Source organism: Mucilaginibacter paludis DSM 18603 (genome assembly GCF_000166195.2).
GTDB classification, from domain to species: Bacteria; Bacteroidota; Bacteroidia; order Sphingobacteriales; family Sphingobacteriaceae; genus Mucilaginibacter; species Mucilaginibacter paludis.
In genome coordinates, this window is the sequence record NZ_CM001403.1 from 348,851 (window position 1) to 370,084 (window position 21,234).

12 protein-coding genes are annotated in these 21,234 nt (G+C 43.8%); 10 read left to right on the forward strand and 2 right to left on the reverse strand.

What is annotated here, in order from left to right:
• The first annotated feature begins 3 nt into the window (after positions 1-3).
• The 7 genes from MUCPA_RS01330 (at position 4) to MUCPA_RS01360 (ending at position 13,783) form a co-directional block, all read left to right on the forward strand.
• Entirely contained in the window at positions 4-2,865 is a 2,862-nt protein-coding gene (locus tag MUCPA_RS01330; RefSeq protein WP_040625600.1) for a SusC/RagA family TonB-linked outer membrane protein, read from the forward strand.
• Positions 2,866-2,890: 25 nt separating this feature from the next.
• Positions 2,891-4,666, forward strand: a complete 1,776-nt coding sequence (locus tag MUCPA_RS01335) for a RagB/SusD family nutrient uptake outer membrane protein (protein ID WP_008504015.1) — start codon at positions 2,891-2,893, stop codon at positions 4,664-4,666.
• Positions 4,667-4,692: 26 nt separating this feature from the next.
• Positions 4,693-5,727: a DUF5627 domain-containing protein gene (locus tag MUCPA_RS01340; RefSeq protein ID WP_008504016.1), complete on the forward strand. Its 1,035-nt coding sequence runs from the start codon at positions 4,693-4,695 to the stop codon at positions 5,725-5,727.
• Between the two features lie 205 nt (positions 5,728-5,932).
• Positions 5,933-7,561: a peptidyl-prolyl cis-trans isomerase gene (locus MUCPA_RS01345; RefSeq protein ID WP_008504017.1), complete on the forward strand. Its 1,629-nt coding sequence runs from the start codon at positions 5,933-5,935 to the stop codon at positions 7,559-7,561.
• Between the two features lie 64 nt (positions 7,562-7,625).
• A complete protein-coding gene (locus MUCPA_RS01350; protein ID WP_008504018.1) occupies positions 7,626-8,006 on the forward strand; it encodes a hypothetical protein in 381 nt (126 codons plus the stop codon).
• A gap of 707 nt (positions 8,007-8,713) precedes the next feature.
• Entirely contained in the window at positions 8,714-12,859 is a 4,146-nt protein-coding gene (locus tag MUCPA_RS01355; protein ID WP_083839297.1) for a hybrid sensor histidine kinase/response regulator transcription factor, read from the forward strand.
• Between the two features lie 261 nt (positions 12,860-13,120).
• Entirely contained in the window at positions 13,121-13,783 is a 663-nt protein-coding gene (locus MUCPA_RS01360) for an adenylate/guanylate cyclase domain-containing protein (protein ID WP_040625603.1), read from the forward strand.
• Between the two features lie 26 nt (positions 13,784-13,809).
• Here MUCPA_RS01360 and MUCPA_RS01365 read toward each other — a convergent pair whose 3' ends face one another.
• Together MUCPA_RS01365 and MUCPA_RS01370 are read right to left on the reverse strand one after the other, a co-directional pair.
• Positions 13,810-14,814 carry a sensor histidine kinase gene (locus MUCPA_RS01365; RefSeq protein WP_008504021.1) on the reverse strand — a complete coding sequence of 335 codons (1,005 nt, stop codon included), beginning with the start codon at positions 14,812-14,814 and terminating at the stop codon, positions 13,810-13,812.
• 5 nt (positions 14,815-14,819) lie between these two features.
• Positions 14,820-15,149: a hypothetical protein gene (locus MUCPA_RS01370; protein ID WP_008504022.1), complete on the reverse strand. Its 330-nt coding sequence runs from the start codon at positions 15,147-15,149 to the stop codon at positions 14,820-14,822.
• Between the two features lie 534 nt (positions 15,150-15,683).
• On the opposite strand from MUCPA_RS01370, the gene MUCPA_RS01375 reads away from it, so the two are divergent.
• The 3 genes from MUCPA_RS01375 to MUCPA_RS01385 are packed head-to-tail and all read left to right on the forward strand — an operon-like array spanning position 15,684 to position 21,115.
• Positions 15,684-16,406, forward strand: a complete 723-nt coding sequence (locus tag MUCPA_RS01375; RefSeq protein ID WP_008504023.1) for an ImuA family protein — start codon at positions 15,684-15,686, stop codon at positions 16,404-16,406.
• A 5-nt stretch (positions 16,407-16,411) separates the two neighbouring features.
• Complete coding sequence (locus tag MUCPA_RS01380; RefSeq protein ID WP_008504024.1) at positions 16,412-17,908, forward strand: Y-family DNA polymerase; 1,497 nt, start codon at positions 16,412-16,414, stop codon at positions 17,906-17,908.
• Between the two features lie 6 nt (positions 17,909-17,914).
• Positions 17,915-21,115 carry an error-prone DNA polymerase gene (locus MUCPA_RS01385; protein WP_008504025.1) on the forward strand — a complete coding sequence of 1,067 codons (3,201 nt, stop codon included), beginning with the start codon at positions 17,915-17,917 and terminating at the stop codon, positions 21,113-21,115.
• Positions 21,116-21,234: the final 119 nt, after the last annotated feature.

Below are 21,234 nucleotides of genomic sequence, written 5' to 3' on the forward strand. Positions count from 1 at the left end.
AAAATGATGAGAAAAAATATAAAAAACTACTGTGTCCTTTTAGTCTTTTTGCTATGCGGATTGGCAGGAGCGCGTGCACAGGAAAAAAAGGATAGTATTGTAAATCTGGCGTTCCGAACGGTTGCTAAGCAGGATCTGCTGGGGGCAGCATCCACTGTTGACATATCCGACATCATGAAAAAAAGTTACGGCACCTACAGCTTAGATAACTTGGGAAGTTTTGTAGGAGGGTATACAGGGAACGTTTGGGGCCAGGCACCACTGGTACTGGTTGATGGGATACCCCGGCGTGCTTCGGATATCCGCCTGACAGAGATACAGTCCATTACAGTGCTTAAAAGCGGGAGTGCTGTTGTACTTTACGGAAGTACTGCCGCTAAGGGTGTTATCCTGATCACCACGAAACGTGGAAGCGTGAAGCCACTGCAAGTTGATGTACGCGCCAATACCGGCGTTTTTCTGCCAAAATCGTACCCTAAATATCTTAATGCGGCCGACTATATGACCTTATACAATGAGGCGTTGACCAACGATGGGATTGCGACCTCGGGAGGCGGTTATACATCCGACCAGATTAACAATACCCGGGCTGGTGCAAACCCTTACAAGTATCCTGATATTAATCTTTTAGGTTCCGACTACCTCAAAAAGGCTTATGTAAAGTCGGATGTAACCACGGAGGTATCCGGTGGGAATGAATTTGCCCGGTATTATACAAATATTGGCATGTCATACAATAATAACCTGGTAAAATTTGGCGAATGGAACAACAATAACGATTTCGTTTTCAATATCAGGGGAAATGTTGACATGAACCTTAATAAATGGCTTACTGCATCTGTAGATGCCGTGGCCGTAAATACCAACAACTATACCGGGAGAGGTGATTTCTGGGGAGCAACTTCATCAGTTACTGCCAATTTCAACAAGTTTTCGCCATATATCCCCGTAAGTATGTTAGATCCTAACAATAGTTCGCTGCAAGCCATTGCCAAAAATAGCAACCACCTTATAGATGGTAAGTATTTGCTTGGCGGGGTAAGTTCAAGCCAAACCAATGTATTGTCTGATATGCTGGCGGCCGGTTACATTAAAACCAAGTCGAGCACATTTCTGTACAATATGAGTTTAGGAGCCGATCTGGGTTCGATTTTAAAAGGCTTAACCTTTAAAGCAATAACCAGTATGGATTATTCTTCCATATATTCTGAAGCCTACCAATTGCCTTACGCAACATACCAGCCCACCTGGTCTACCGTTAGCGGGCAAGACGTGATTACCGCTCTGACTCAGTATGGCGTAGATAGAAACTCTACTAATGAATTTATTGGAGTATCATCTTACACACAAACCATTTCTTTAAGATCGCAGTTTGGATATCAGCGTACTTTTGCAAACGACCATCATGTTACGGCAACTTTATTGGGATGGGGCTACACATCGCAATTCTCGAGCGATCAAGATAATAATGGCGGAAGTACTTATCAACCTGTTAAAAATTTGAACCTGGGTTTCCAGGCAGGCTATAACTACAAGAGCAAATATTATGTAGATTTTTCGGGCGCGGTAGTGCATTCGGTTAAATTGCCGCCAGGAAAGCGTAATGCCTTGTCGCCAACGGTTTCGCTCGGATGGCGCATTAGTGATGAAGATTTCTTTAAAAACAACATTTCTTTTATTAACGATCTGAAGTTAAAAACATCTTATTCATCTATTAAGCAGGACATTGATATTACAGGCACAAGGGCCGGTGGCGCTGCTACCGATACCTACCTATACCAAGGCTACTACAGTAATACCGCTACTCTTGGCGGCTGGTATCAGTGGCGCGATGGTTCGGCTGGCGGGTTCACAACGCTTTCGGGCCAGGCAGATAATCCTGATTTGACATACGTAAAGCGGAATGAGTTGACAGTAGGATTTGACGGATCGCTTTTTAAAAACCTGATTACGCTTGACGTTAATTACTTTTCACAAACCACCGACGGCCTGCTTGCCCGTGGCACTTCCATTTATCCGTCTTACTTTTCCGGTTGGGGTGATTTTCGCCCCTGGATCAATTATAATAAGGAAAAACGTACCGGGCTTGATTTCACGGTTAACCTGAACAAACAGATTGGGCAAGTACAATATTCATTAGGGGTATCCGGAATGTATTACAACTCTAAAGTACTGCGCAGGGATGAGCTACCCGAAGAAAGCTACCTGGCCAGGACAGGCAGGGCTCTGGATGCCAATTATGGATATATCAGTGAAGGATTTTTTCAGAGCCAGGCTGATATAGCTAATTCCCCGCGTCAAACATTTGGCACGGTAAAGCCAGGCGACCTGAAATATCAAGATATCAACAATGATGGTATAATTGATAGCAAGGATCAGGTAGACCTGGGGCATACCGGCTATGCTGCTTCTCCGTTTTCGTATGGGCTTAACTTTACGGCTAAGTGGAAACACTTCACCTTATTTGCATTAGGTTCAGGCACCAGTGGTGCTGTTGGTTTCAAAAACAGCTCCTATTACTGGGTTGGCGGCAGCAGTAAATATTCTGACGTGGTATGGGGCCGCTGGACAGAGGCAACCAAAAATACAGCCACCTATCCGCGCTTAACAACCAATAGTAGCAACAATTTCCGTAACTCTACTTTTTGGATGTACAAAGTAAACCGTTTTAATCTGAACCGGGTTCAGGTTACCTACGATTTCGACAACAAGGTTTTCAGAAAATCCTTTGTGCATGGCCTGAGCGTTTATGCACAGGGTGATAACCTGCTTGTCATATCAAAAGAGCGTCAATTGATGGAGACCAATATCGGATCGGCGCCCCAAACTCGCTTTTTTAACTTAGGCGCCAAGGCTTCTTTTTAATTTAACTATGTAAAGCTTAAATTATATGAAATTCAATATCATATTTATCGGATTGGCAGTTTTGTTTTTTACAAGCTGCAAAAAGATCCTCAACCCGGAGCCGGAAAACTTGAAGACGGTTGACCAAATGTACACTGATGCCAATTTTGCCCAGGGTTTTTTGATCAATGCTTACAGAACGATACCGACTTACTACGACAATTCAGATTATGCCACAGACGATGCCGTAACTAACCAGTTGACCAATAGTTATCTGACGATGGCCACAGGGTCATGGACGGCCTCTAATAATCCTGTTTCTGTATGGAATTCGTCGTACGAGGCCATGCAGTATCTTAACCTTTTTCTTGAAAACTCAAATAAGGTTAAATGGGCTTCAGACCCCGAGGCGGCAAAGCTTTTCAACACCCGGATGCGGGGCGAGGCTTTCGGTATGCGCGGCCTTTATATGTATTTTTTATTGCGTAATCATGGCGGAGTTGGCAGCAACGGGCAGTTGTTAGGTGTACCTATCATTACCCAGTATCAAACCCCTACTTCGGTATTCAATGTACCACGTGCAAGTTTTGATGCCTGTGTTAAACAGATTTACAAAGATCTTGACAGCGCAGAAGTTTATCTTCCTGTAGAATATAACGATATAAGTACAGTTGCGCAGATTCCTGACCGCTTTAAACAGTTTACCCAGAATCCGGATACGTATAACCGGGTGATGGGGCAGTACGGGCGGCAATTGTTTAACGGATTGATAGCAAAGACGTTCCGGGCCAGGACAGCTTTGTTGGCAGCGAGCCCGGCCTTCCAGAACAGTACTAACCCTGCAACATGGGCAGATGCCGCTAACTACGCTGCGGCAGTGATCAATTACAAAGGCGGAATTAGCGCTTTGCCTTCGACGGGTGTTACTTATTATGCCAATAAGAGTGAAATTAGCGGATTGTCTAATGGTAGTAATCCAGCCGAGATCATCTGGAGAGAAAACCTGGTAACCAATGATGGTACCCAGGAAGGCCAGAATTTTCCGCCTACATTGGGCGGTACCGGCTATATGAACCCCACTCAAAACCTGGTAGACGCCTTTCCAATGGCTAATGGTTATCCCATTGATCATCCTAACGCAAATTACAATGCCGCCGCGCCGTATACAAACAGAGATCCGAGGTTCGCAGCATATATTATTTACAACGGAAGTACCGAAGGGGTAAGTAATGCGGTAATCAAAACTGGCAGTGCATCGGGTACTGACGACGGAATAAATATAAGGTCAACTTCTACACGCACAGGCTATTACATGAAAAAGCGCCTTAGGATGGATGTTAACCGTAATTCGAGTTCAATAAGCGGACAAACGCACTATACGCCCCGCCTGCGCTATACCGAAATGTATCTCGCTTACGCTGAGGCCGCCAACGAGGCCTGGGGGCCTACCGGAGTGGGAACTCAAGCTTATTCGGCATACGACGTGATCAAGGCAATCCGGAAAAGAGCGCTCAATTTAAATACCGACCCTTATTTAGAGGAAGTAAAAAGCGATCAAGGTAAAATGCGCGATCTGATTCGCAATGAACGCCGCCTGGAATTATGCTTTGAAAGTTTCCGTTTCTGGGACCTTCGCCGATGGAAGGTTGATTTGACTAAATTGAACGAAACAGCAAGAGGAATGGATGTGAACGCGGGCGTTTACACTCCGCTGAACAGTGTGGAAACGCGTTCGTACCAGAGTTATATGTACTACGGGCCTATCCCCAATTCGGAGATTTTGAAATACAACCTGCTTTCACAAAATCAGGGGTGGAGATAACTATAATGGGTTTTAAATTAAATAACATGAAAATTAATAAAATAATGATGGGATTGGCGGCTTCGGCGGGTTTGCTGGCATCTTGCAAAAATGACAAGATCGAATATCCTAATTTCACCTACTCCACGGTCTATTTTGCCAGCCAGTACCCAGAAAGGACTGTTGAACTCGGAGAAGACTTGTTTATAGATAATACGCTGGATAACCAACATAAGGTATCTGTTAAGGCCACATTGGGCGGCGTATACGAAAATAAAAAAGATGTTGTGATAGATGTGAAGGTTGACGAATCACTGCTGAATAACCTTTATTACAACAACAACGGCCCTAAAATTCTGCCGATGCCTGCGCAATATTATCAGTTGGCTTCTAACCAGATCAAAATTCCGGCAGGAAGCATACTCGGCGGTGTGGAAGTGCAGTTAACCGATGCCTTTTTTGCCGATCCGAACGCCTTGACCAACAACTACGTCATTCCCTTGGTGATGACTAAAGTAACCGGCGCAGATTCTATTCTCAGAGGTAAGACGGCCGTTTCAAATCCGTCACGGGTTAAGGCTTCCGACTGGACAACTCAGCCTAAAGACTATGTACTTTACGGCCTTAAATATGTTAACCCCTGGCAGGCAAACTATTTAAGAAAAGGGACAGATCAAATAACGCAGGCAGACGGATCAACTACTACCGCAGTACGCCATACGCCTTATGTTGAAAATAACCAGTTAGTTAACATTACTACAGCTTCTTTAAAGACTGCTAATTTGGCATTGTCTATCAAGAACAGCGCCGGCACCAATGTTACTTTTACTCTGGTGCTCACTTTTGCCGATAACGGGACATGTACTGTAGGGGGCAATTCAAGTAGCTTTGATATTGCCGGCACTGGTAAATTTGTTTCAAATGGCGAAAAAAACAGCATAGGAGGAGCCGACCGGAGCGCAATCTACCTGGATTATAGCGTTAACTTTAAAAATTTAAATGTAAAATACGCTACCAAGGATACGCTGATTGTTCGTGACAGAGGTCTAAAAGCCGAATATTTTGATGTAACAATAAAATAGCGGTTAAGATTTAGTCCGCTCCGAGAAGTAACAAAAAGCAAAAAATTCAAATGAATATGTTTAGCATATAGATGGTTCGTTACATTACTTCTAATGCTTCCTTTTTTGTTTTTTATGAATTACTTTTCGGAGCGGACTCAATATCGATAAGTTTAAAATACTACCCAACATAAACAGGTCGGGGCTATATCAGACCAATTGCTCCATGAAAATTAAAATTTTTATTGCTATTTTACTGGTTAGCCCCATTCTAAGTTGTAATACAACAACTAAAGAATACGTGGTTCTACAGATTGGTAAGTATAAACTTACAACAACGGAATTTGAGTTAAAAAGAAAAGCTGAGAGGTATAAGCTTCTTACTGATCAGGCTTTAGAAGATAAGCTAATTGAAGATGGTAGAATAGTTGCTTTCGCTTTAGATCATGGATACGATACCATTAGCGACTTAAATAAGCTTACAGAATATGCCTCACGGGCGTATGTTGCAAGTACTGATCGGTCCCTGTTGAATGGTAAAGTTAAGCCTGACTTTCAACTCACGGACAAGGCGATAAAAGAAGCATATCTCAAAAGGTCTCAAGTATACCTACTGGAGGTTATCTGGTTTCCTTCTAAAAATCTGTCAGATAAGTATCAGGCAAAGGCGAAAGATTTTAACATCATTAAGCAAAAGGTATCAGGTGACAAGAATATCAAGATTTTTAACATTTCTCTACAATTCCCTTATTACCCGCTTAGCGTTTATCGTCGTATCGACACAGTCAATACCGGGGATGTTATAGGTCCGGTTGAAACCGAAGACGCATACATAACAGCACATGTAACAAGTGTGCGGCAGGTAAACCAGGAGCCCTACGAAAAGGAGAAGGCCCGTATCAAACAGGAGTTGCTTTTGGGGCTAACACAGAAATCCAATTGGGAGAGCCAGAAACGCATATTTAATGAGGCTAAGCTTGAAATGGATGACGCTGCCATTAAAGAACTAACTTCAAAATTTAATGCCCGCGAAAAAAGCTGGCCCGGAGTTGATCCTGAACTGGTGCTTGCAAGCTATAAATTAGGCAGCAAACGGATTAAATATAGCGTATCGGATTTTAAGGAATTTGTGAATAACGAACCGATGTTTATGGGATCTCTTTCTGCACCGGAAGATGTAAAAAAAATGCTCCGCACCTTTATTACAGAACAATATTTGTTTGCAGAGGCTCTGCAAATGAATATACAGGCCAATGAGGAGTACCGGCAATTTACGCAGGGTTACAGGGAGAAGATCTTTGTTGAATATTACAAACGAAATCATATTTATCCGAAAATTTCTATCCAACCAAAAGAAGTGGAGGATTACTATAGTAAACACAATAACAATTTCAGGGTATTTGAATCTGCCACGGTTTCTGTTTATAAATTTAGAGATATCCGGGAAGCCTATCATCAGAGGATGGTGTTATCAGCAAAAGCAAGAGATATGGTGGCGCCCAAAAAGAATATCGGTGTTAACTCACTTTTAGCTACAGATATAGAAGTAAATATTAAAGACCAGAGCAATGATCCAAAACTGATCAAAGCTATTTTGAGCTTGCCTCCCGGACAGATTTCGGCTCCGATTGAGTTAAAGGGCGAATACTGGTTGATTTCAGTATCTTCCAGAAAGGGGCTAATTACTTTGCCTTTGAGTTACGCAAAAGAAGAAATAACGCGTGTATTACAATCCCAGAAAGAAAAACAGATAACCGCGCATTTGCTTGAAGGGATGACGACTAAATATCCGGTAGAAAAAAACAACATACTCCAATATTTATCCAGCACAAAAACAACCGACTACCATCTGTAATGAGATGGCAATTAACCTGAAACAATAGTCAGTCTACTTATATAACATTAAAATCTTTAAAATTATGAAAAGAGCACTTTTAATTCTTGTAGTACTTTTTGCTTCTGTTTCTGGTAGTTTTGCCTGGAGCGGCGGCCAAACGCTGTATGTCGATGGAATGTCTTACACAGATACCCAGAGCATGACAGTAAATCTTAATGCTTACTCAGCTAACGTGGAGCTTTCTGGAAGCGTAGCCGATCAAGGTTTTGCATCATTGGTTTTTGTAGGAAATAACTACGATTATTACTATACCTATGACTTTTCGCATGACTATCCGAATGGCACTACCCCATATATTTATTACAGGGTAACAAGCTATGGAGATCCTATTTATTGGAGCTCAATTTATGTTAACTTTGAAGCTTGGCTCACCTATGGCTCTGTGACACTTAAATGGGAATAAAATATTTAATTACCACTTATTAAATCTATAATCTGGCTATTGTTTGGTAGAGCTTGGTTAAGAGCTTCAACAGTTCTAACCAGGCTTTTCCTTCTTTTGCAATATTACCGCTTATAAATTGTATGCCTGATTTTTATAAGGCACACACCGTAAACTATTTGATTTTCCTGGGTTGGCATATTGGGATAGAATACGATAGAAGATAAGATCTCTATTGGCCATTCAAAAACATTTGCCGAGCCATAAGCTTGCAATATTTACCGAATACAGCGCATTGCAACTGGTGTTTGATATTTGTACTTTATGCGTAAAGTAAAAGCAGTGATTACACGTTGTTTCATTATCTGAAAAAGAACCTTTATTTTATTATTGATAAACCCAAACGGCTTCCCCTATAAATAAGTCATGGTAGTGACCATATTTACACCAGTTGTCCAGCATTTGCAAGTGCCTTTTTTTTCAGTATTTTATATTATAAAATACATGTTAAAACAGGTATTATTGAACTTTAATTGTAGTAATTTGAACATATATTCTATCCGCTTTAATTCAGTAAGTATATATTTGTTTAACCAATTGAAAGTACTCCGTAAACTTCAATAACATCTTTACCGGTTTTTCCATACCAGCAGCAGCTGGTTATTTTAACGCGTTGTGTTGGATAAAACCGGAACGATTGCCCGAAGACACGGCTCCAAATTAACCCTATGGTAAAATTATACTACAATATCCTTTTGGTAACTATATGCGTATCGCTTTGTATGATGCAGGATGCATTTGCGCAACACAAAGATATGCATTTTACCAGCTTAACATCCAAGGACGGATTGCCCTCCAATACAATCAACGCTATCCTTAAAGATAAGTATGGTTTAATATGGTTTGCTACAGATGATGGCCTTACTAAGTTCAACGGCTTAAATTTTACTATTTACCGCCATGATGATAAAGACTCTACCAGTTTATCGGGAAATGAAATTTCCAGCTTACACGAAGATAGAGCGGGCCGAATTTGGATAGGCACAAACGAAGGGCTGCATTTGTATGATAGACAAAAAAATTGTTTTTCGGCTTACAGGGCAAAATGGATGGCTGATGGCCTCTCGAGCAACAATGTCAAAAATATTTGCAGTGATAGTAAAGGTAACATATGGATTGCCACATTGGGTGGTGTTAATATGCTTGATCCGAATACTAAGCACATAACCAAATTCAATGAAAACCATGGCGCTCCCACAGAAATTTGTCATGGGGAAGTACTTTCCGTTTATGCCGATAGCAAAGAGCATATCTGGGTTGGAACAAGAAATGGTTTATTTAGATACCACCTCCGCGACAAACGTTTTACCGCGTTCAAACACCTTAATGACGATCCCGAAAGCATCTGCGGGGATCGTATCAGGGCCATTACGGAAGACAAGTCAGGTACGCTTTGGTTTGGCACAGGCAGTGGCTTAAGCAGTTATGACGCATTACATAACCGCTTTCACAACATAGCTACCAAGAATAACTCAGATGGATTGAGCAATAACACCGTATATTGCCTCAACATCGGCGATCAGCAAAGCTTATGGATAGGAACCGAGAATGGATTGGATATCCTTAATATCCAAACGGGCAAAATTTCTCACCATTATCCGGTTGCACGCGACATTTCCAGCTTATCAGGCAGCTCCGTCCGCAGCATACTGAACGACAGGGATGGCATATCATGGATAGGTACTTTTGAAGCCGGGGTAAACAAGTTTGACCGCAACCTTACTTTTTTCGGATTAAAAAAAAGCAATCCTTACGACGAATTTGGACTTACCGCGCCAATTGTGAGCGCACTTGCAACTGGAGATAAAGGAGATATCTATGTTGGTACTGATGGCGGCGGCTTAAGCGTGTACCATCCGGAAACCGGCCTGTTTAACCATATTTTATTAAATGGCATGAACGCAGAGTCGGCCAACCTTAAAATACTCGCTTTGGAGCGCACTAAGGACGGAAACCTTTGGATGGGTACTTATCAAAACGGTTTAGTTAAGCTGGATCCCCTTCGGGGCCGTACGGAACATTATCTAAAGGGAGATGGTGAGAAAGCGCTCAACAACAATGAAATTTTTTGCCTGAAAGAAGATAAGGCCGGAAGGCTCTGGATTGGAACCAATGGCGGTGGAGTTGATGTATATGATCCCCGAACCGGGTTGTTTATAAAATACGGGCCAGTTGCGGGTCGTGGTATTCAGTATCTACAGCTCAATGGTTATATCCGTGCACTGGAACAGGACCGAAAGGGAAGAATGTGGATAGGATCATATGGAACAGGTGTGGCTATTTATGATCCGTTAAAGAAGGATTTTTTGGCACTTAACCTGTTCAACGGCACCCTGCCAAGCAATAAAATAAATACGTTTTTGGAAGATCACAACGGCAATATGTGGGTTGGCAGCGGAGGTGAGGGCCTTATTAAGGTTAATGCCGATCTTAAAAAATTTAAATTATTTAGTGATAAGAATGGCCTGCCAGGCGGGGTAGTACATAAAATATTAGAAGACCAGGACGGACGGATATGGGTTAGTACCAATAAAGGCATAAGCTGGCTGGACCCCGCCACCGAAAAAATTACTAATTACAGCTCTTACAACGGGGTGCAAAACACTTCGTTTAAAAATGGAGCGGGCTTGATTACAAAAGACGGCACCCTATACTTTGGTGGTGGCGAAGGCCTGAATTATGTTATTCCAAAATCTATTAAATTTAATAACCGCCCGCCCGAAATTATGTTAACCGAATTAAAAATCGGCGATAAAACAATTAGTGGTGCTAACCAGGATGTGCTTGATGCGGATATTTCTATAGCAAAAACTGCAAGGTTTGCCTATAAAGAAAACTTTTCGATCAGCTTTGTAGCGCTCAATTTTACCAGTCCGCAAGAAAACCATTACTATTACCGCTTAAAGGGATTTGACAAAAACTGGGTAAACGCCGGTACCAAAACCACCGCTTATTATACTAATTTAAGCCCTGGACAATATACTTTTGAAGTAAAAGCAACTAACAATGATGGGGTATGGAGTAAAAAAACGGCTTCTTTGGAGTTCAATATCGCCCCACCCTTCTGGATGAGCGTTTGGGCGTACCTGCTTTATATTATATTGACCATATCATCCATTCTATATTTGCGATTCCGCGGCATCCAAAAACTTAAACTTGAATTTAAGCAGGAACAAGCCGAAAGAGAATCGGCACGGCTGCACGAATTGGATGGGTTAAAAATTAAATTTCTTACCAACCTGAGCCATGATCTGCGCACCCCCATTTCATTGATCATGGGGCCTGTTGAAAAGCTGATCAACCACTCCCCTATGGACGGCGACTCGATGGTTCAGCTAAAAGTAGTAAAAAGAAATGCCAGGAGGTTGCTTAACCTGGTTAACCAGTTACTGGATTTCCGTAAGATAGAAGAGCGCGAGTTGAAACTCAATCCGGTAATGGGCGATGTAATTGCCTTTATCCGCGAAGCCTGCGAATCTTTCCAGGATCTTTCAGAAAAAAAACAGATCGCATTTGTTATTAAATCATCCATTGAGCGGCTGAACATCCCCTTCGATCCTGATAAGCTTGAACGTATCATGTTCAACCTCCTTTCTAATGCATTTAAATTCAGCTCCGAAGGAGGCAAGGTAATGGTGGTGGTATATCTTAAAAATACAGGCCGCAACAACCTCGAAAACTCGCTTGTTGTGGAAGTTACCGATACAGGCATCGGTATCAAAGAAGAAAGTCAGGCTTATATATTTGAGCGTTTTTACCAAAGCAGAGCCTTGGGCGCGGTAGCGGATCAGGGCAGTGGAATAGGATTGTCAATAGTTAAAGAATTTGTGCAAATGCATGGCGGCCATATAAACGTTGAAAGTGTAAAAGGGACTGGAACAACCTTTCATATTGAACTCCCTTTCCGGCTTGAAGAGATGGCGATTAATCCATCAGGTAACAGCATGTCACAAACTGACATGCTGTTACCTGTAGCACCTATGAAAGAAGGTGCGGTTGAACAGGAGGTAAATGGGGATGAGAATTTACCTTTGATATTGATTGTAGAAGATAACGAAGATTTTCGCTTTTTTATGCGTGATAACTTACAACAACACTATAAAGTTATTGAGGCTACTAATGGCCTTGAAGGATGGCAAAAAGCGCTGGCATGTCACCCGGAATTGATTGTAAGTGACGTTATGATGCCTTATTTGGATGGTTTGGAGCTCAGCCGAAAGTTAAAAACAGACAAAAGGACTAATCATATCCCCGTAATATTACTAACGGCATCATCCGGTGAAGCAAAGCAGCTTGAATGCCTCAAATCTGGTGCGAACGATTACCTGAACAAGCCGTTTAGTTTTGAAATTCTTAATGTAAGAATCAAAAATCTGCTAACTCTAAACCGGACTTTAAGAAAGACCTATACCAAGCATATCAAATTTTCGACCACGGAACTCAAGGTAAAATCTGTAAATGAAATATTTTTGGCATCGGTTGTAAAATACATCGAAGATAATTTAACCAATGCACAACTTTCAGTAGAGGATTTGAGCAGGCATATTGGCATGAGCAGAGGATCGCTATATAATAAGTTACTCGAAACCACCGGCCTTACGCCTGTAGAATTTATCCGCTCGATAAAATTGGAAAAGGCGGCGATGCTCTTGGAAAACAGCGACCTAAACATCGCACAGATTGCCTATACGGTTGGGTTTGCAACACCAAATTATTTTGCTAAATCCTTCAAATCCAAATATGACATGTTGCCGTCAGAATACCTGGGCCGGAAAAGAAAACAGGAGCGTTGTGTTCAGGGATTTTCGGGTTAGAATATGGCGATCTTTTAAAAATCGTCCTAAATATATACCGTATCGTTTGGCTGTTGTAAAAGCCCCCTCACTTCGTATTATTATTTAATATTTACAATCCGTACTCCGTTCTTAAAAAGTTCACCGCTTAAATCATGGCTTTTACCGATTATTTTATCTGCTTGGCCTTTTTGCTATCGTTACAAGGCTGCCATAGGTTTAGTTTTACTGACAATCACGCTTTGTAAAGCGTATTAAAAAACTAAACATATTCACACTACCATGGAAACTAATTACCTAATACATAACCCAATGCCCGTTGTGCCCGATCAGGAGCAGCACCTGGCCATCATGTTTCTTGACATCCGGAATTTTACTGGCCTGATGGAATCTCAGCCCGGCCAAACGGTAGTACAAGTTGTACGCCGTTTATTCACAGCTTTTAACCAGATCATCAAAAAATTTGAGGGAAAGGTAGTTGAAGTTGCCGGCGACAGTTTGTATGCCGTGTTTGGCTTACAAACGGAGTTGAAGGAATCGGTAAACAATGCCTACCAGGCGGCCAAAGTAATGCTGCAAACCGTTACCCTTTTTAATGAGGCACATAGCCAGCCTTATGATGGCGGACCATTGGAAATTGGCGTAGGCTTACATGCCGGGAAAGTTTTTGTTGGCGAATTCGGCCTGGATGATGCGCCGCAACTGTCGGTTATGGGTCTTCCGGTTAACATAGCGTCGAGGCTTCAGGCTAAAACCAGGGAATTGAACAACGATCTGATCATTTCAGAAGATGCCTATCAGTTATTGGATGATGCTCAAGCCATCGTACCACACCAAAATGTGCAATTACAGGGCATCAGCCATGGGCAGCAAATTCGTTTAGCGGGCAAGCCTTACGCAAAACCACAGCACAGCCTGGATTATTTGCTTGCCATATCGCGATAAGGTACCACAGAATAAAAGTCCACTTATTACAGTTTTATATAAAATGTTGTGCCTTGTTGCTCCTGGCTTTCAAACCATATCTTCCCCCCGTGCTGTTCAATAATTTGCTTGGTGATAAACATGCCCAGGCCTGTAGAGCCCTCGCCGTTAGTGCCCTGCCTTTTGGCATTTGTAAATTTATCGAAAATATGAGGCTGCATTTCGACAGAAATACCAATTCCACTGTCTTTGATAGCGATCAGCAAATGGCTATCCTGCTGATTGGTTATAACAGAGATACCACCGCCTGAAGGTGTGAATTTAATGGCGTTGGATATCAAATTGGAAAACGCACGTTTTAACTTGATCCGGTCGGCGGCTATATAACACTCGCCAACTTGTATAGGAGTGCTTAACCGGATATCTTTTTGTTGAAGGGCGATCTTAAAAGATTCCACGCAGTCTGTAATCAACTCGTTTAACTCCAGCCGCTCTTTATTTAACGGTTCATTTTTATGTCCATCACTAAATAACAGATCATTGATGATGCCGTTGGCATAATTACACGCCTGTTGCGCCAGGCTTACAAGTTCTTTATGTTCGGCTCCGGCATCAACATCTTCCAGGAGATAGGTGGCACTTAAAACACTCGACAATGGATTTTTGAGGTCGTGTGCAATACTATGCACCAGGGTTTTCTGCTGCTCTATTGATCTGCAAAGATAATCCGTCAAATCTCTTTTATGCACTATCCCTGTAAGCTCTCCACCTTCATAAACCATCAGGGCATCTGAATGTACTTTCTGCATCATAGAAAGTACTTCCGGGATAAGATGATTGTTGGTTACTTTGGGCTTATCCGTCAGGCAGTCGATCACCAAATTATGCTGACGGGTGGCCAGGTCATGAGCCGTAATAATGCCTATAGGCTTTGAGTCTTCCGAAATTACCAGCGCGCTTCCGTGCTCAAATATCGTTTTTCTAACTTGGTTAATTCCCTGAAAAGCACGTACTGTAAAATAATCTGTTTTGATAAAAGGACTAATTATCATAAGGATCAGTTTTGCAGTTCAATATTATGAACAGATATCGTTACATTAAAATCAACTTTAACCAATTCGCCCTCCGAGATAAACGGAAATACATGCTCTCTAAGAATATTAATTACTTTTTCGGAAGGAACTTTATGAAGTATGTTCCTCTGCACAAAAACTGCTTCAATCAGCTCGTCCTCCACATCGATCAGCTCAAAACCGTTGGGTAACAATAATTCAAAAGACTTACTTAAGCCGATCTTTCCTTGCGGTGAATTTCTTGCCAGTATTAAAATGTCCTGGAATGGGGGGAGTTTAATTTGTTCAAAACTTAAGTTGAGTGTATATTTCACAATTTTCAAAGGTAATTGCCTGTAAATATAATTATTAAATATTTACAGAGCCGATGGACTAATAATTAAAAGATGCCGACGTAATTTGATATTTATATTCTTACTTTTCAGAAAAGAAAACTGCTACATCTCTGATAGTCAACTGTTTTTTTTGGCAATCAGTATTTTCGTTTTGAAAACTTTAAAATTACTGATCAAATAGCTGGCTCAAATTTCTTTTAATTTTAGCTGGACAAGTTAAAGCTATTTTTCAAATAAGCCTAAACTGCTATACACTATCCTACCTATTCTGTAAAAATTCAGATGATTGCGAAAGCAAATACCAACAGCATCACCTATTTTATCGTCTCAATTTTTTTTCAAACACTATACAATACTAAAAATTTTAGCATTATTTTTGTTCCGTCAATATTTTAAAAATGGATATAAAGGATTACAATCCGATCATGGGAGGTAATTCGCGTAATGCAAATGCAGGTAAAAAAATAAAGCAGAACGGGCAAGTGATCCGGGATGATTAACACCAGGATAGCTATGTATAATAAAAAAGACATCATCAGTAAGCTCCGGCAGCAAATTCTTCAACAGGAAGGATACCGATCCCCCGCGGAAGACACAAAAGAGATGATTGGCCTGGGCCCTATCGAAGCCGCATTTCCAAACGGTATCTTTCCGCTCGGCACCATGCATGAGCTGGTATGCAGCAATACAGAGCAGGCGGCAGCCAGCGGCGGCTTTATTACCGGTTTACTTTCTGTACTGATGCAAAAAGGAGGTGCCTGTTTGTGGGTCAGCCTGTCGGATAATCTCTTTCCTTCTGCCTTAAAAGCTTTTGGCATTGAACCTCACCGCATAATATTTATCAAACTCGCTAAAGATAAAGATGTGTTATGGGTGATGGAAGAAGCACTGAAGTGCCCGGGTTTGGCAGCCGTTATTGGCGAATTGCGCACAATTGATTTTAAGCAATCACGCCGCTTCCAACTGGCTGTGGAGCATAGCCATACCACTGGTTTTGTGCTTCGTAATGCTTCAAAAAAAATAGAATCAACTGCGGCGGCAGCCCGTTGGCAAATTAAGCCACTGCCCAGTGAGCCTGTTGACGGCCTGCCCGGCCTGGGCTTCCCTCGCTGGGAAGTAGAATTATTAAAGGTGCGTAATGGCTTGCCTGGCAAATGGATACTGCAGTGGCATGGCGGGCGCTTTGTACCGGCACCAGCCGCAACCAGGGATGAACAACAATTATTAGTAGGGTAAAGCTGATGCAAAAACGGTTTATGGTGATATGGTTCCGTCATTTACTTACCGACTGGTTAACGCTTAGCCGGCCGGAGTTAAAAGAACTGCCGCTTGTTTTTGTAGCACCCGAGCATAACCGGATAATTGTAATTGCCGCCAATGCCATGGCCGAAGCCGAAGGCATACATGCCGGTATGGCCCTTGCCGATGCAAAGGCGCTTGCTATTGGCTTAGAGGTGATGGATGCCATACCCAACAAGGCCGATCAATTATTACGGCGACTGGGCTTATGGTGCATCCGCTATACCCCCTTGGTTGCAGCCGCTTCACCAAACGGATTGATACTTGATATTTCGGGATGCGCCCACCTTTGGGGTGGCGAGCGGGGCTATTTAAAAGAATTGATTAATAAACTAAGAAATGCCGGTTACAATGCCCGCGGCGCAATAGCTGATACCATTGGCACGGCATGGGCTGTTGCGCGCTATGGCCAATTAACTCCCATTATTGCAAGCGGCACACAAATACAAGCCCTAACCAAGCTGCCACCGGCGGCACTACGCTTAGACGTAGCTGCACTTGATCGTTTTCAAAAGCTTGGTTTTTATACCATCGGTAGTTTTTTGGGTATCCCCAAGCGTGAGTTGCGCCGCCGTTTTGGCGCCGCAATGGTGTTGCGGCTTGAGCAGGCGCTGGGTATAGAAGATGAAGTAATGGTACCTTTAGTGCCGCCCGTACCTTACCAGGAACGCCTGCCCTGCCTTGAGCCCATAAAAACAGATAAGGGTATCGAAATTGCCATCGAAAAACTATTGCAGGCATTATGCCAGCGCCTGCAATCCGAGGGTAAGGGTTTACGCAAAGCCATACTAAAATGTTATCGCATAGATGGTAAACAGGTACAGGCAGGCATCAGCACCAACCGTGGCTCGCATAACCTGCAACACCTCCAAAAATTATTCGGCCTGCAAATCAGTAAAATAGAACCGGCCCTTGGTATCGAGCTGTTTTTGCTTGAGGCCATTAAGGTTGAAGATGTTGACCCCGTACAAGAAAAACTTTGGGCGGGCCAGCCAGGCCTGGGCGATATGGCTTTGGCCGAACTGCTCGACAGGATAGCGGGTAAAGTAGGGCCCGGACGGGTTATGCGCTATCTGCCTGCCGAACATTACTGGCCCGAACGATCTGTTAAAATTGCCTTATCCCTAACAGAGATGCCTGCAACGGCATGGCGCGCCGACCGCCCCCGCCCCATACGGCTATTGCGCAGGCCCCAACCGATAGAGGTAATGGCCTTATTGCCCGATTATCCACCCAAAGTTTTTATCCATAAAGGTAAAAGACATATCATAGCTAAAGCCGACGGCCCCGAACGCATTGAGCGCGAATGGTGGCTTGACGAAGGGGCGCACCGCGATTATTATGCCGTGGAGGATACAAACGGGCAACGCTATTGGCTTTTCCGCTCGGGGCATTATAATAATGCCCCGCAATGGTACTTACACGGTTATTTTGCTTAACACGCCATGAAGTACGCCGAATTACAGGTAACCAGCAATTTTAGTTTTATGCGGGGCGGATCGCACCCGGATGAACTGGTAGAACGCGCCGCCGACCTGGGCTACAGCAAGATAGCCATTACAGATTGCAATAGCATGGCCGGCGTAGTACGGGCGCACATGGCTGCCCAAATTAAAGGTATCAGCCTTATCCCCGCCTGCCGGCTCGACCTGCACAATGGCCCCAGCCTGCTGGCCTACCCTACCGATACCAGCGCATGGGGGCGCCTTTGCGCCTTACTCACCCTGGGTAACCTGCGCACAGAAAAAGGCAAATGCGAACTTTATAAAAAGGATTTATACGCCCATGCACAGGGTATTAAATTCATAGTAATACCACCCGGTACTTTAAATGCAAGTTTTGATTTTGATGATGCTTTTAAACAAGATCTGGAAGAATACCGCGCAGCCTTAGGCAATCAATTATATATAGCCGCCAGCCGATCCTATAGTGGTGATGATGCCAAGCGCTTTTACCGCATCAAACAACTGGGTGTACCCATGGTGGCCACCGGCGATGTGCATTACCACAATCCCGAAAGGCGTGAATTGCAGGATGTGGAAACCTGTGTACGAGAAAAATGCACCATACATACAGCTGGTTATAAACTCCATGCCAATGCCGAGCGGTACCTTAAACCCCTTGATGAATTGGAGCGCCTCTTCAGGCAATACCCTGAAGCTTTGGAAAGAACGATGGAGATTGCCGATGCCTGTGATTTTTCGTTAGATACCTTAAAATACCTCGAGCCTGTTTGGGTTAGCCCGGATGGCCGGTCGGCAGATGAGCACCTGGCCGAGCTTACCTGGAAAGGAGCTAAAACCGTTTTTGCAGAAGACAAATTGCCCAAGCACCGCAAACAAATTGAATTTGAACTGGCTTTTTTTAAGAAACGCAAACTGGCACCTTATTTTTTGCGCATTTATGAATACACGCGCGAAGCGGATAAGCGGGCTATATTATACCAGGGCCGCGGATCGGCAGCCAACTGTACCGTTTGCTTTTGCCTGGGCATTACCCCGGTTAATCCAGATAAGTCGCGCTTATTGTTTTCCCGCTTCATGTCCGACTCGCGCGAGGAATGGCCCGATGTGGATGTGGATTTTGAGCATGAACGCCGGGAAGAGATCATCCAGTGGATTTATGAAACTTATGGCCGCGAACATGCCGCCATTGTAGCTACTGTAACCCAGGAACGTTATAAGGGCGCCATCCGCGATGTGGGTAAGGCGATGGGCCTGTCCGAAGATACCATCAAACGCCTGGGTGGCGGCATCTGGGATTTTAGCGAGGAAGCTTTTAACCGGGAACGCATCATCGGCCAGGGCTTAAACCCCGACGATACGGTACTAAAAAAAGTACTGGAACTAACCGAACAGTTGATGGGTTTCCCCCGGCAATTGGGGCAACATACCGGCGGCTTTGTAATTATGCGTTGCAAACTATCAGATATTTGCCCCGTTTTGAACGCGCGCATGGAAAACCGCACCCAACTGGAATGGAACAAAGACGACCTGGAAGCTTTAGGGATTTTAAAGGTGGATGTATTGGCGCTGGGTATGTTAACCTGTATCCGCAAGGCTTTCAGCCTGATGAAGCAGCATTACAATCTACCCCTCACGTTGGAGAGTCTTCCGCAGGATGATAGCCGGGTATACGATATGATTTGCAAGGCCGATACGCTGGGAGTTTTCCAGATTGAGAGCCGAGCGCAAATGTCGATGTTGCCGCGTTTAAAGCCGAGGGTGTTTTACGACCTGGTGATAGAAGTTGCCATTGTACGCCCCGGCCCTATCCAGGGGGATATGGTACACCCCTACCTGCGCCGAAGGGACGGCATCGACCCCATAGAATATCCATCCCAGGAACTGGAAGATATTTTAGGGCGTACCAAAGGCGTCCCCTTGTTCCAGGAACAGGCGATGGAGATAGCCATTGTAGCGGCCGGTTTTAGCCCAGCCGAGGCCGACCAGTTGCGCCGCAGCATGGCTACATTTAAAGCCAAGGGCCTGGTGAGCCAGTTCAGAAAAAAACTGGTTGACGGCATGGTTGCTAAAGGCTATGAGGAGGAATTTGCCAAACGCATTTTTAAGCAACTGGAAGGCTTTGGCAGCTATGGCTTCCCCGAAAGCCATGCCACCGCCTTTGCCCACCTGGTGTACATCTCCTGCTGGCTTAAATGCCATTACCCGGACGTATTTTGCACGGCATTACTCAATAGCCAGCCCATGGGCTTTTATCAACCGGCTGAAATTGTGGATGATGCCCGTAACCACGGCGTAAGTGTGCGCGAGGTGGATATCAACTACTCTGGTTGGGATAATACGTTGGAAGATAAAGACGGAAAATACTACGCCGTAAGGCTGGGCTTCCGCCAGGTTAGTGGCTTAAGGGAAAAAGATATGCAGCTATTGATCAACAACCGGGGTACAGGTTACCAAGCTATATGCCAATTGCATGATGCGGGTGTACCTCAGGATGCCCTTGAAAAACTGGCCGATGCCGATGCGTTCCGGTCTATCGGATCAGACAGGCGGCAGGCCCTGTGGGAAGTATCAGCGCTAAGCGATAAGCCTACCGGTTTGTTTACCGGGCAGCAAGTGCCATCAGCGCAAATCAGCTTACCCATCATGACACCTGCGGAGCATGTAGTACAGGATTTTGCTACAACCGGCCTGTCGCTCAAGGCACACCCGGTGAGTTTTGTTAGGGAACAACTGGATTTATTAAAGGTTACCCCAACCGGCCAGCTCAAAAATTTAAAAAACGGCGACCAGGTAAAAGTAGCCGGTATGATTACTGTGCGCCAGCGGCCCGGTACCGCTAAGGGTGTAGTTTTTATTACCATTAAGGATGAAACAGGTTATTCTAACCTGGTGGTTTGGGAAAGCACCTTTGCCAAATACCGCAAAGAAATTTTACAGGCTCGGCTACTGATGGTGGAAGGTAAATTGCAGGTAGAAGGCGATGTGATTCATGTGGTTGCAAACCGTTGCTTTAACCTGAACGGACTGCTACGCAAACTTACCGGGCATGAAGATGATGCACTGCTTACTACAACATTATCCCACTCAGACGAAACAACTGCCCCTTATGCTTATGACCCGCGGCAGCAAACCCCAAAACCGGCGGAAGACCTTTTTCATAAGGGCCGGAATTTTAAATAGAGCGGGTGAGAGCTTATACTGACTTTGTTTTTTTCTCCTTGTCGGTGTCCCACCGACAATTCCCAATGCAATATTTAGAGCACAATTTGCCACATTCCCGCATTTGCCGGTATCCTTCA